Source organism: Negadavirga shengliensis, assembly GCF_042652345.1.
GTDB lineage: Bacteria > Bacteroidota > Bacteroidia > Cytophagales > Cyclobacteriaceae > Negadavirga > Negadavirga shengliensis.
Genome location: NZ_JBHSJJ010000009.1, coordinates 113,043 through 125,568 on the forward strand (window position 1 = coordinate 113,043; position 12,526 = coordinate 125,568).

Annotated in this window: 11 protein-coding genes; 9 read left to right on the forward strand and 2 right to left on the reverse strand. The window is 45.8% G+C overall.

The features are described from left to right. Positions 1 to 92 precede the first annotated feature (92 nt). The 5 genes from ACFPFU_RS16065 (at position 93) to ACFPFU_RS16085 (ending at position 5,139) form a co-directional block, all read left to right on the forward strand. Complete coding sequence (locus ACFPFU_RS16065; protein ID WP_377065857.1) at positions 93 to 1,385, forward strand: FG-GAP repeat domain-containing protein; 1,293 nt, start codon at positions 93 to 95, stop codon at positions 1,383 to 1,385. Between the two features lie 179 nt (positions 1,386 to 1,564). Continuing rightward, the gene (locus tag ACFPFU_RS16070; RefSeq protein ID WP_377065859.1) at positions 1,565 to 2,572 is read left to right on the forward strand and encodes a sugar phosphate isomerase/epimerase family protein; all 1,008 of its coding nucleotides are present in this window, start codon (positions 1,565 to 1,567) and stop codon (positions 2,570 to 2,572) included. A 57-nt stretch (positions 2,573 to 2,629) separates the two neighbouring features. Continuing rightward, the gene (locus ACFPFU_RS16075; protein WP_377065861.1) at positions 2,630 to 3,820 is read left to right on the forward strand and encodes an FG-GAP repeat domain-containing protein; all 1,191 of its coding nucleotides are present in this window, start codon (positions 2,630 to 2,632) and stop codon (positions 3,818 to 3,820) included. A 59-nt stretch (positions 3,821 to 3,879) separates the two neighbouring features. Beyond that, positions 3,880 to 4,740 carry a hypothetical protein gene (locus ACFPFU_RS16080; RefSeq protein WP_377065863.1) on the forward strand — a complete coding sequence of 287 codons (861 nt, stop codon included), beginning with the start codon at positions 3,880 to 3,882 and terminating at the stop codon, positions 4,738 to 4,740. Between the two features lie 132 nt (positions 4,741 to 4,872). After that, positions 4,873 to 5,139, forward strand: coding sequence for a hypothetical protein (locus tag ACFPFU_RS16085; RefSeq protein ID WP_377065865.1), 267 nt, complete (start codon positions 4,873 to 4,875; stop codon positions 5,137 to 5,139). Here the strand turns inward: ACFPFU_RS16085 and ACFPFU_RS16090 are convergent, their stop codons facing one another. Continuing rightward, a complete protein-coding gene (locus ACFPFU_RS16090) occupies positions 5,140 to 5,394 on the reverse strand; it encodes a DUF7218 family protein (protein WP_377065867.1) in 255 nt (84 codons plus the stop codon). Positions 5,395 to 5,430: 36 nt separating this feature from the next. Further along, positions 5,431 to 5,649, reverse strand: coding sequence for a hypothetical protein (locus ACFPFU_RS16095; RefSeq protein WP_377065869.1), 219 nt, complete (start codon positions 5,647 to 5,649; stop codon positions 5,431 to 5,433). Positions 5,650 to 6,080: 431 nt separating this feature from the next. Here ACFPFU_RS16095 and ACFPFU_RS16100 point away from each other — a divergent pair, with 431 nt between their 5' ends. The 4 genes from ACFPFU_RS16100 to ACFPFU_RS16115 all read left to right on the forward strand — a co-directional run bounded on the left by ACFPFU_RS16100 (position 6,081) and on the right by ACFPFU_RS16115 (position 12,512). Then, positions 6,081 to 7,346, forward strand: coding sequence for a Gfo/Idh/MocA family oxidoreductase (locus tag ACFPFU_RS16100; protein WP_377065871.1), 1,266 nt, complete (start codon positions 6,081 to 6,083; stop codon positions 7,344 to 7,346). A 48-nt stretch (positions 7,347 to 7,394) separates the two neighbouring features. Then, a complete protein-coding gene (locus ACFPFU_RS16105; RefSeq protein ID WP_377065873.1) occupies positions 7,395 to 10,784 on the forward strand; it encodes a 3-keto-alpha-glucoside-1,2-lyase-like domain-containing protein in 3,390 nt (1,129 codons plus the stop codon). Between the two features lie 354 nt (positions 10,785 to 11,138). Next, positions 11,139 to 11,831 (forward strand): SIR2 family NAD-dependent protein deacylase, encoded by a 693-nt coding sequence (locus ACFPFU_RS16110; protein ID WP_377065875.1) that lies wholly within the window; start codon positions 11,139 to 11,141, stop codon positions 11,829 to 11,831. Positions 11,832 to 11,882: 51 nt separating this feature from the next. Beyond that, positions 11,883 to 12,512: a hypothetical protein gene (locus ACFPFU_RS16115; RefSeq protein WP_377065877.1), complete on the forward strand. Its 630-nt coding sequence runs from the start codon at positions 11,883 to 11,885 to the stop codon at positions 12,510 to 12,512. Positions 12,513 to 12,526 lie beyond the last annotated feature (14 nt).

A 12,526-nucleotide genomic window follows, 5' to 3' on the forward strand; every position in this document is an offset into this window, starting at 1 on the left:
TTACTGTCGATCAGAGGATACCGGTGCCGGACAGATAGCGGAAAATCAGGAAGCGGGGAAAGGAATTGAAAATTCAATAACATACGAAATCCATGAAAAATACAAAATACCCCTTTTTCTTAAGTAGAAGCTCACTCCTGATGATTGGGCTCATATTGTCTTTGCTGTTGTTGTCAGGCTATGAATTATTCCTGGGGGACCATGAGCAACAAAAATCCAATGAAACCATCTTTAAGCTTCCCATAGACCAATGGACCTATATAGAAGTGGACAATCAACGTGGGAAGTGGGGGGATTGGGATGAACCGGCTTGGCTGCGTTATTTTGGATTGGACATGAAGGATATAACGGGTGACGGCTATAAAGACATCGTAGCCGGAAGGTATTTTTATAGGAACCCAGGGGGAGAAATGACCTCTGAGTGGGAAAGGATAGACCTTGGAATGAATGTAGACGGGATGTTATTCGTCGAAGTGGACGGGGAGGGCTTTGGAAATATCATTGCCACCGCATTGCCGGATGTTTATTGGCTTGAGGCGCAGGATGAACAGGGAAATTCCTGGAAAGGAATAAAAATAGGAGAGATTCCCGCCACTTCACATGTAAACGGCCAGGGATATGGCAAAGCACAAATTGTTCCCGGAGGTAAGGAAGAGGTACTTCTGGCCACCGGAGAAGGGATCTATTATTTTGAAATTCCGGAAAATACTCCCGAAAAAGGAAATTGGCCCGTAGTCCATGCAGCACCGGAAGCTTCGGATGAAGGTTTCGGGATCGGGGATATAGATGGGGATGGATTATTGGATATAGTGGCAGGCCGGAGGACTGGCGAAGAAGAGGGCGGTGGCATGGATATTTGCTGGTGGAAAAATCCCGGAAACGGGGAAGGAAACTGGCAGCTTTACGAACTGGGAAGTACTACCTATGATGCTGACCGCATCGAGGTGGCAGACATCAATGGAAATGGAAAAGCAGATGTGGTGGTGACGGAAGAGAGGTACCCAGGGAAGGAGCCGGATGCCAGCCTTTACTGGTTTGAACGTCCAGATGATCCAACTCAAACTAACTGGAAACAGCACAAAGTGGTAACCCAGTATTCCATGAACAACCTGGATGTGGCAGATATGGATGGGGATGGCCATCCCGATATCATTACTGCAGAGCATAAAGGGGAGAATCTGGAGGTCCAGATTTGGATAAATAACGGAAAGGGCAATTTCTCTATAAATGTGGTGGATACAGGCAAAGAAAGCCACCTTGGATCCCGTGTAGCCGACCTTAACGGAAACGGGGCCCTGGATATAGTGAGTATTGGCTGGGACCGGCATGAATACCTGCACGTTTGGCGGAACGATGGGTCGGCTTCTGAAACTATAGGAGAATGAAAGAACCGGGAACAACTATCAAGTGCATATGGCGATTTTCAGTTTATTTGGGCATTATTCAAAAGCCATTTCAGAAAGAGGTTTCAAGATTGGATATCTTTCCCAATCAAGATCCAAATGCTGTATTGAGGTTCAAAAAAAGTCTAATAATATTTTAAAATATAAATCTGGGAAATATTATGAAACTAAGTTTAGATGTTATCGGATATGGGGGATATTTTACGGCCCCCGGGGAGAAGCTGGGCCTTGAAGAGGCTATAAAAAGGGCTGCAAAAACCGGTTATGATGCTGCCTGCATCTACGCCCACCGTCCCTTGGGATTTCCAATGGATCTGGATACAGAAAGACGCAAAAAAATTGTGGATTTATATCAGGAACTTGAGCTTGAAATGGGAGCGGTAGTCTGTTGTACCAATTTCATGCAGGGCAATCATGTATTGTTATATCCCCAGGAAAAGGAAATAATGTACGTAAAGGAATGCATAAAGATGGCCAAGGAAATGGGCTCCGGTATAGTCCGTATTTTGTCCGCTTTTTACGGGTACTTCCAAAACCCCCATGCCAGTACCGGGTATGGCTTCCCTGCATTCGAATCAAGATCAAAAAGGGTTTCAAGGGCCGAGGATTGGCTGGAAGCCTGGCATGAAGTAAGGTCAGGACTGACAGAGGTTGCCCAATATGCTGAAGAACAGGGAATCCTATTGGCCTTACAGACGCATCCGGAAATATTGGGAAACAATGATGAGGCACTTGAAATATTGAATGAGGTAAATGTTCCCAGTTTGAAAATCGGGCTGGACCTGCCCCTACTGGAATCACAGGACCCGGATTTTATAAGAAATACGGTGCATAAAATGAAGGATCATATGGTCTACTCCCATACTATTTCTTTAGCGAAAAACCAGACCATTGGAGGAGCTCCCTATAGCTGGGAAGAAGTGGCTCCAGGATCTGAAAAGGATCCCATGCAATGGGAAGTGTTTATCCAAGCACTGAAAGAGATCAACTATGAAGGATTGCTTTCGGCTGAAATATGCTCCCCGGTGGTTGTCAAGGGCCATAAATTGGGCAGCCTAAAGACAATTGATGAAAGATATGCGGAATCCCTCGAATATATGAAAGGGCTGTTACTTAAGCACGATTGCTATACCGGCCAAAAGGATATATCCCATTCCGAAAGAAAATAAACAACATTTCTCCATCTTTTAACCATACATTGAGTTTATTCTAAACCAAGACCAGTCATGACAAACTTAAAAATCAGATTTTTTGGCAATTACACCCTGTTCTTTGTTTTTTCATTTTTCCAGCTTAATTGTTCCCAAAAACAATCAGTTGGTGGGGATGTCAGTAGCAACAACGAAAATATAATTGAGTTTGAGCATCGAATCATTGATGAAAACGGACCCGTAGACATTTGGGGAAAAGCATATGGGGATGTCAATGGCAATGGAAAACCCGATTTACTGGCGGGAGGCTTTAGAGATGGCGGGTTGGTCTGGTATGAAAATCCCTCCTGGGAAAAGCATGTGATATCCGGAGATAAAGGGTTTTCCACGGATCTGGAAGTATATGATATTGATCGCGACGGCGACCTGGACATATTCTCAGTCATGGAACCTGGACAAAATCGAGAAAGTGGTACCCTGGTCTGGTTTGAAAATCCAAATTGGGAAAAACATATCATTGAAACATCCACAAGCTTTCACGATATAGAACTGGCGGATCTCAATGGGGACGGTTTGGTGGATATAGTGGCTAGAGACCAGGGCGCATTCGGGAGCAGTGCCGATACCCTATACATATATTTACAAAAGGAGAGGTTAAAATGGGAAAAACATAAAATAAACTGTCCCAATGGCGAGGGATTAAAAGTGGGCGATATCAATGGGAACGGCCGTCCGGATGTGGTAGTAAACCAGGTTTGGTTTGAGAATTCCGGTGACGGCATCAATTGGAAGCAACATACCTATGCACCCAGATATTTCCACCAGGACACTTTTATTGACATAGCCGATATCAATGGAAATGGCCGCATGGATATCGTATTGTCACCGGCTGAACTTGCCGGGGAATATTACCGGATTTCTTGGTTTGAGGCACCTGAAGATCCTACCCAAAGATGGAAGGAACACGTGATAGAACCCTGGACAGAGACGGTACACCATTTCGTTGGGCTTGCGGATATGAACAATAATGGTGAAACGGATATTGTTACTGCCCGGATGATGCAGGGCGAAGATCCGGACGAAGTCAGTATTTACAGGAACTTGGGAAAAGGGGAAAACTGGGAAAAACAGGTGATTTATACCGGCGGATCCCACAGTATGCGTTTGGTGGACCTGGACGGGGATGGGGACATAGATATGTATGGGGCAAATTGGAGAAATGATAACAGGGTCCACCTTTGGATAAACCAGAGCAAAGCTCCTTAAATTCGACCCGTTAATTCTAATATATCAAAAAAGTTTTTAATTAAATAAATTGATCTTTTATGAAGAGTGCAATTCATTATTTAGCGTTCATTCCTATAATTTTCAGCTTGGCTTGTAACGGCCCTTCCATTGAGGAAACGGAATATGAGGGCAGGCCCCATTTTAAAATAAATACCAGCACGGCCACTTATTATTACGATAAGGCCGGAGGGGGATTGTCCCGGGTAATGGATGCAGACGGTGTGGACTGGGTCCATTACAATGGGGATCCGCAGGCCAGTGCTCCTTCCGGTGCTTCAGGAGGGTTTAGGGGAATTCCCAATATGGTTTACCGTTCCGATGATGGGGGAGCGGGGCATCCCGGTTTTGACCAGTGTACCAGTGAACTCATAGATAAAAAGACCATCCGTAGCCAAAGTAAGAGCGGTAACTGGCAATGGACCTGGGTGTTCTTTGATGATTATGCCCAGCTTACGGTCGAAAAAGCGGATCCGGATCATCCCTATTGGTTTCTTTATGAAGGACCTGTAGCCGGTAGTTTCGATCCTTCACGCAAATATTGGGGCACTGACCTGGGCGGCCCGAGATATGAAGTCCCTTCCCTAAACAAGGGAGAAAGTATTCTGGACCACTGGCAGTGGGCTTATTTTGGGGATGTGGATACCCACCGGATATTTTTTGTACTGCAACAGGAAAAGGACCAATTGATAGATCATTTTGCTTATATGGGGGACACAAAAGAAGGTAATGAAGCAGAAGACGGAATGGTCGTATTCGGGTTCGGCAGGGATAAAGGTGCCAAAGCGCTTATGACAGAAACAGGTAATGTTTTTAAAATAGGGTTTTTGGAGAAGGGGGTAATGTCTAAAGAAGATCATCAATGGGTGAGCCTGCAAATCGAGCGGATTATCACCAGATAAGCAAAACAAAATCGGACGACAGAAAATCCATATAGCTAAAAAATCATTGCCCCCTCCTTTCTGCAACCTCTCTATTTATGGCGTGTTATTTGTGGGAATCAAACTTTTAATTTGAACTTTAATCTGAAAGAAATGAACCGAATTCACCCGCATCGTCCAAAAAAAATCCTGTCCGGTTTACTTGTGTTTTTTACATACACATTGACTTGGGCCCAGCCACAACCCGACATTCCACTTCCCAGAGGACCCGTGGATCTTAGCGAAACCAGTAATGTGATCATCTTTATCGTTCTCCCGCTCGTCGTGGTTATCTTTTTCTTCGTCTGGAGGTCAGCAATGAGAAAACGGAAAAAAGAGCAAGAGGATAAAGAGAGAGAAAAAGAAAACAGGAAACTATAATCAATGATTTCTCAACTTATCAATCAACTCTTTTTTATTTAACTTCGAAATCCCGCTTAGACCTACCTCCTTAGCCTTGTCATACAATTCAGCCTTGGTCCATTCCTCATATTTTGGGGATTTCCCTCCCTTTTTACCGGTTTCTTTGCTGGGCGAATTCGCAATCCGGGCAGACTTCTCCTTGCTGTATCCCTGGTCCCGGAGGGCCTCATATTTGTCCATGTTTTTTATCCTTGATTTTCTCTTTTCAGGCATGTCTATCTAATTTAAAATCACCTACACACATACTGTTCATGCATTATCCCTTCTATACTGGTCACTTTCGCTGCTCCATTCCTTGTCGGCTTCTTTGGCCCGGAAAAGGTCATCTCTGGCTTTTTCACTGGCTATGCTTTCAGCTCCCTTCTCTCCTTCTGGCCCGGATTTGCCTTCACTGGCCAGCGCCTGGGCTTTTTCAAAAGCATTGTCTGTGAATTGTCCATTATCTCGCTTTTCTTTTTTCCATTTCATGTGTTTATAATTTATCTTCAGCGGTCACATGCTTGCGTGCCGTAATGCACTTCAGCATGCAGGCATGGAACCTCGCATGTCCCTCCCCCCCCCGATAGCTATCGGGGCTATCGGGGCTATCGGGGCATCCCAGTAGTGACATCATCATCGTTACGCTCGGTTTCATGACCTTGATATTTTGACTCCATGGTTATCATTCACACCAAAATCATTCCAAAAAAAACCGCATATCACCGTTTCAAAGTAAAAATCCCCTTCCTTTCGTGAATTTATTTGCTAATCCTTCAGCAAGAAGATATATTCACACTATAAACAATCGCGTCGGGTTAGCCTGATATCTTAAGTCAGGGTATATGGGTAAATTCTAAGAAAAAAGCTTCCTAAAGTTCGACACATTAAGATTATTCAATTGTTTTTTCAAAATTCATACAATGAACAAAAAATCTAATACCACCAGAAGAACCTTTATCAAAAGCAGTCTTTTGGCATTGGGAGGGATATCCATCGTCCCCAGACATGTACTTGGCAAAGGTTTTCTGGCTCCCAGCGACCACCTTACCAAAGGAATCATTGGCGTAGGGGGGATGGGAAGAGGCCATTTCGATTATGCGGGGACCAAAACCGTTGCCATTTGTGACGTAGATACCCGCCACTTACAAAAATCCCTGGACATACTGGGAAACGGGGTAAAGACATTTTCTGATTATCGTGAATTGATCCGTTTACCGGAAGTGGATATTATTCACATCGCCACCCCGCCCCATTGGCATGGAATCATGGCTGTGGATGCGGCCCGGGAGGGCAAAGACATCTGGTGTGAAAAACCCATGACAAGAACCATCGGTGAAGGAAAGAAAGTCGTCGACGCAGTGAAAACCCACGGTAACATTTTCAGGCTGAACACCTGGTTCCGTTTTGACGCCAATTTTTATGGGATGAATACCGAAGTGAAAAACATTAAAAAGCTGGTGGACTCCGGTATGCTGGGATGGCCATTGAAAGTGACAGTGGGTAAACTTACCGGATTTGATTGGAAATTCTATTGGGTAGGCAGAACCCACCTCCAACCCATGCCTGTTCCCAAGGAACTGGATTACGACCGATGGTTGGGGCCCGCCCCATACAAACCTTACCACGAACACCGAACCCATGGCACCTTCAGGGGTTATTGGGACTATGATGGCGGTGGCTTGGGGGACATGGGCCAGCACTATATGGATCCTATCCAGTATTTCCTCGGCAAAGACGACACCAATCCCGTCAAAGTGGAAATCGATGCTCCCCAGCAGCATCCGGATGCAGTGGGAACCTGGAGGAAGATTACATATACCTATGAGGATGGTTGCCAAATCATCCTGGATGGCGAAGGCACAGCTGACGCTCCCTATATAGCCGGACCTCAGGGCAACCTATACAGAGGCTTCAAATCAGATATCCCGGACATGGAAAGAAAACTTGCACAGTTTCCAGACCCGGCACCCCAGGTTACTGATTTTGTAGATGCGGTGAAGTACAGAAAAAAATTCGCGTTGAATGAAGAAAACGGACACAGATCATGTACCCTGGTAAATATGGGCCTGATTGCCCTAAGACTAGGCAGAGACCTGGAATTTGATCCCAAAAAACAGGTCTTCGTCAATGATGAAGGGGCCAATAGATTGGTCAACCAGCCAATGAGGGCTCCCTATAGCATCTGATCCAATTTAAAAAGTTAAGAAACTATCATGCACAAACAATCTACATATATGAAAGTAGCGGTATTGCTGTTGTTGCTGGGCTTCACATTCACCTCCCATGCTCAAGACAGTGCCGGGGATACAAGGACCATTACCACTAAAATCGCGGATCTGCTCAACAGATTTCCCACAGAAGACCTCGAGGCTTTAGAAACCTCCATGCAAAACATGGAAGCGCTGGGAAGAGACGGGATTACCCAAATGGCTCTCATGTACAGAGAAGATGCCAACAACGAAAAACTGGAATACGCGCTGGCGGGTTTTGCATTTTATGCAAGTCACCCAACCCGGGAACAGCTTGCCAGAATGGCTGTCCAGGCCTATGGGAGAGCCTTGGATAAGCTTGACTATATAGAAGCAAAGGATTTTATCATCCGTCAGTTCAAATGGATAGGTAAAGAGGATGCCACGCCCTATGTGGAAGCTTTTCTGCACGATGACAGGTTATCCGGTACCGCTGCAAGGACCCTGGCAACCATAGGCTCTTCCTCGGCCGAGCAGGCATTGATCCTGGCTTTGATGATTTCTGACAATGACGATAAGAAAAAGAACTTCATAGAAGCATTGGGGGATTTTAAAAGCCAGAACGCGGTCGATGAAATAACCCCTTATCTGGCGGCAGAAAACGCTGAACTCCGGAAGGTAGCCATTTATGCACTTGCCAATATCGCCCACCCCTCCTCTGCCAAAGGCTTGCACAAAGCCGCCGAAACGGCAAATTACAGGTACGAACCCACCAATGCGGCCTCTCTGTACCTGCGCTACATCAGGAGATTAGGAGAACAAGGACAGCAAAAACAGGCGTTAAAACTCCTCAAAAACCTTGACAAAAAAACCAATGTAGCAGCGCATTACCATACCAAGGCAGGTGTTCTTGGTCTGATGGTTGAAATGAATCCGCAACAGGCCCATTCCCTCCTTCAACGGGCAGCCACTTCCGATGAATTCAGGTATAGGGGAGCGGCTTTACGTTATCTTGACAACGGGATGATAACGGCCAATCTTGACTCATGGAAAAAAACCCTGGATGAAGCAGGACCAGAAATCCAGGCGGCAATTATCAGGAGGTTTGGCCAGGTCAAAGACGACAGGGTAACTGAAACAATCGTTCCTTTTCTGAAAAGCAGCAATCCGGAAGTCCGGGAAGCGGCAATTTCTTCGGTGGTACTGGCCGGAGACAACCTGGCTTTACAGGACCTGCTTGAACTGGCAGAAGGAGCTGATGAACAAACGCTGGAAAGTTTAAAAACCGCGCTTCAAACCATGTCCGGAGACAACGTCACCACAGAAACAGCCAAAAGGATTTCATCGGCAAATGACAAGGCCAAAAAAATGCTCATTGAAGTATTGGCCTCAAGAGCAGCCGAAGATGAAATAAATGTAGTCTTCGAAGCAGTGAACAGCAATAATGCGGAGGTGAAGCGTGCGGCCCTAGGTGCCTTAAGCAATATGGCTGTGCCCAAGCATTTGGATCGGTTGGTGGAGATTCTGAAAAGTGAACAACAGGAAGAATATTTGATAAAAATTCAGGAAGCCATCACTGTGGCAAACGGTCTGAAAAATGATCAGAAAAAACAAACAGAATGGGCATTGAATCTCTTACCGCAGCTGGATCAGGACAAACAATTATATATATACGAGGTGTTATCCAGTACCGGAGGAAAAGATGCCTTGGACAACCTCGGGAAAATATACCGGGAGGGCAATGACCGTCAGCAAACCGCCGTGGTAAAAGCACTCAACAATACCAAAGATCCCGGAGCTGTTGAAGTGCTGCTGGATATCGCCCGGACAACCAAAAACGCCAGCCATCGGGAAGAAGCATTGAAAGGCTACATCCAGCTGATACCCATGACAGACAGCAAACCTGAGGGAAAAGTACTGATGCTAAGAAACGCTTTGGACCTTTCCCAATCCAAAGAGGTAAAAAACGATGCCATCCGGCAACTAGGCAATTATCCCACTTTCCAGGCCTTGCTTGTGGCTGGATCATATCAAAAACAATCCGATTATCAACAGGCAGCAGCCCGTGCCGTAATGAACATTGTCCTGGAAAACGACGACATTTACGGTGACGGAGTAAGACAGATAGTGGAAGAAACCATTCAGGTGATCAGTGGGCAAGACAGCCAGTACTACAAAACTTCCTTACAGAAATACCTGGATGAAATGCCAGAAGGAAAAGGGTTTTATCCTCTATTCGATGGAAAAACCCTTGATGGATGGAAAGGCACATTTTCCAATCCCCTCAAGCGGGCGGAAATGAATGCCCGCAGCCTGGAACGGGAACAAGCCAAAGCAGACGAGCTCATGAGAAAAGGCTGGAAAGTAGAGGATGGATTACTCATATTTACAGGAGAAGGTGACAACATTGCCACGAAAAAAGAATACAGTGACTTTGAAATGGTAGTGGATTGGAAAATAACAGAAGACGGGGATGCGGGGATATATCTTAGGGGTACACCACAGGTCCAAATATGGGACACCGCAAGAACCGATGTGGGGGCCGAGGTAGGATCCGGCGGACTGTACAACAACGAAACCCATTCCAGTAAGCCACTGAAAGTGGCAGACAATCCAGTGGGAGAATGGAATAGCTTCCACATCAAAATGCTGGGCGACAAAGTGACCGTACATCTGAACGGAGAATTGGTAGTGGACAACGTCACGCTGGAAAACTACTGGGACCGTTCCCAGCCCCTATTCCCTAAGGGAGAAATCGAGCTGCAGGCACATGGCACTTATGTGGCCTACCGTGACATCTACCTCCGCGAGCTTACCGCCGATAAATTTGAGCTGAGTGATGAAGAAAAAGAGGCAGGTTTTGACGTCCTTTTTGACGGCACCCATATGGACCATTGGACCGGCAATACCACAGACTATGTCATAGAAAACGGTGTCATGGCCATTTATCCCGACCGGGGGGGGAAAGGCAATCTTTTCACGAAAGAAGAATACGGTGATTTCGTGTTCAGGTTTGAGTTCAAGCTTACTCCCGGTGCCAACAACGGTTTGGGAATCCGTGCTCCGTTGGAAGGAGATGCGGCATACGCGGGGATGGAACTGCAGATTTTGGATGATACAGCTGATATTTATAAAGACTTAAAAGAGTATCAGTTTCACGGCTCGCTATACGGCATAGCCGCAGCCAAAAAAGGGCACCTCAAACCGGTAGGTGAATGGAACTTTCAAGAAGTAACCGTAAAAGGTGATCAGATTGAAGTGGTCCTGAACGGAACCAAAATCCTGGACGTCAACCTTGCTGAGGCAAAGGAAAAGGGCACCTTAGATGGTCGGGAGCATCCCGGACTCTTCCGTGACAAAGGCCATATCGGTTTTCTGGGCCACGGGGACGTCGTCTACTTCAAGAATATCCGGGTATTGGACCTGAACGAGTAAAAAGCAGAAAGAGCATGAGTGAGGACAATTTGGTCGAAATTATCCTCTGGGAAAGCCATTCAACGGCCTGGATCATTTCATGAAATCCGTGTCAATCCGTGGAATTAGTGGACAACCCGGCACTCGATTTGTTGTCCCCGAACGCCTGCACGCTGTCGCCATAGCTTTAGCGTAGGTGCCCGGCAGGTGTGGACATAAAGGGAACCAATGGAAGTGATCCAAAGCCCGACATTTCATACCTGACATAACAATAATTAAAAAAGAGGCTGTTTCGTTACGGAAGACAGCCTCTTTTTTCTTTAAATTTAGAAGGCGATCCGGAATACAATTGAATAAGCGCATAAATACTTGTTTATGAAAAAACTCGTGGTTTTGACCGGTGCGGGAATTTCGGCAGAAAGTGGTTTGAGAACCTTCAGGGACGACAATGGTCTGTGGGAAGGACATGATGTGATGGAAGTGGCCTCGCCCGCCGGCTGGAGGAAAAACAAAAAACTGGTACTCGAATTCTACAATTTGAGAAGAAAGGCATGCCTGGAAGCCGAGCCCAATAAGGCACACTACCGTCTTGCCCGGTTGGAGGAGGATTTTGACGTTACAATTGTCACACAAAATGTGGACAACCTGCATGAAAAAGCCGGATCAAGCAAAGTGATTCACCTCCACGGGGAACTCTTCAAATCCCAAAGTACCTTGGACCCGGGTTTGGTGTATGAAATGGAAGGATGGGAACTCAAACTTGGCGACAAATGCGAAAAGGGATCACAACTCAGACCCTATATCGTCTGGTTTGGGGAACCCGTACCCATGATGGAAGCTGCCATTGAAGCCGCTTTGCAGGCGGATGTTTTTGCGGTGGTGGGAACATCGCTTCTGGTTTATCCCGCCGCCGGCCTTATTTCTTACACACAACCCGCTATACCAAAATTTATCGTGGACGTGAAAATCCCTGACGTGGCATCTATCGATAACCTGATTAAGATTGAGGAAAAAGCAAGTACAGGTGTGGCAAAAATGGAAGAGATGATGAAAAAATTTCATATATAAACTAAAAAGTGGTAATATTAGGTCTGCTTTTAGATTAATTGGATATCGTCATTGAAAACTTTAGCAAGAAGCACATTTTCCTTCAATCGTCCAGCCACTAAGATCGTATTCAAGAACCTGATCAAACTGGGTATTGCCGGGACTTTGATAGGTTTTTTTTTCCCTTTTGATCTGGGAGTGGCGGTTTTATTGGCATCTTATCTTGTCTACACCCTTATAAAAAAATGGCGCAGAGGAGCGAAAGACCGAAAGATCTATCTTATAGGAGCCGTGACCACGGGCATACTGGGGGTTATCTGCGAATTATGGGGAATTCATAACGGCTACTGGGAATACCATCAATTGGCAGGCGGAAGAGAATTCCCATTTTGGCTTCCATTTGCCTGGGCACTTGCCTTTACTTACCTCTACAAACTGGAAAAAGGGATTATTACCACTACGGGAGTGGATAACATGACATCCAAAATGATACTGGCTCCTATAATAGCCATGATATTCCCTACTCTGGGGGAAATGATCACCATCAATTTGGGTGTTTGGACTTACCAATGGCCGCTGCAAATTATGGGGGTTCCGCTGCTTGCTATTATTTTGCTGACGGTGTTCCATACGGGGGTTAACCTGATCATGACCTGGATCTGTCAACGCAACAACTGGAAAAACCCGGTATTCAATCCCTAAAATCGTTTTTTAGG

Excerpts from the sequence above, each read along its gene's own strand:
- ACFPFU_RS16065 (WP_377065857.1), top strand. The coding sequence starts at position 93 with ATGAAAAATACAAAATACCCCTTTTTCTTAAGTAGAAGCTCACTCCTG.
- ACFPFU_RS16070 (WP_377065859.1), top strand. The coding sequence starts at position 1,565 with ATGAAACTAAGTTTAGATGTTATCGGATATGGGGGATATTTTACGGCC.
- ACFPFU_RS16075 (WP_377065861.1), top strand. The coding sequence starts at position 2,630 with ATGACAAACTTAAAAATCAGATTTTTTGGCAATTACACCCTGTTCTTT.
- ACFPFU_RS16080 (WP_377065863.1), top strand. The coding sequence starts at position 3,880 with ATGAAGAGTGCAATTCATTATTTAGCGTTCATTCCTATAATTTTCAGC.
- ACFPFU_RS16085 (WP_377065865.1), top strand. The coding sequence starts at position 4,873 with ATGAACCGAATTCACCCGCATCGTCCAAAAAAAATCCTGTCCGGTTTA.
- ACFPFU_RS16090 (WP_377065867.1), bottom strand. The coding sequence starts at position 5,394 with ATGCCTGAAAAGAGAAAATCAAGGATAAAAAACATGGACAAATATGAG.
- ACFPFU_RS16095 (WP_377065869.1), bottom strand. The coding sequence starts at position 5,649 with ATGAAATGGAAAAAAGAAAAGCGAGATAATGGACAATTCACAGACAAT.
- ACFPFU_RS16100 (WP_377065871.1), top strand. The coding sequence starts at position 6,081 with ATGAACAAAAAATCTAATACCACCAGAAGAACCTTTATCAAAAGCAGT.
- ACFPFU_RS16105 (WP_377065873.1), top strand. The coding sequence starts at position 7,395 with ATGAAAGTAGCGGTATTGCTGTTGTTGCTGGGCTTCACATTCACCTCC.
- ACFPFU_RS16110 (WP_377065875.1), top strand. The coding sequence starts at position 11,139 with ATGAAAAAACTCGTGGTTTTGACCGGTGCGGGAATTTCGGCAGAAAGT.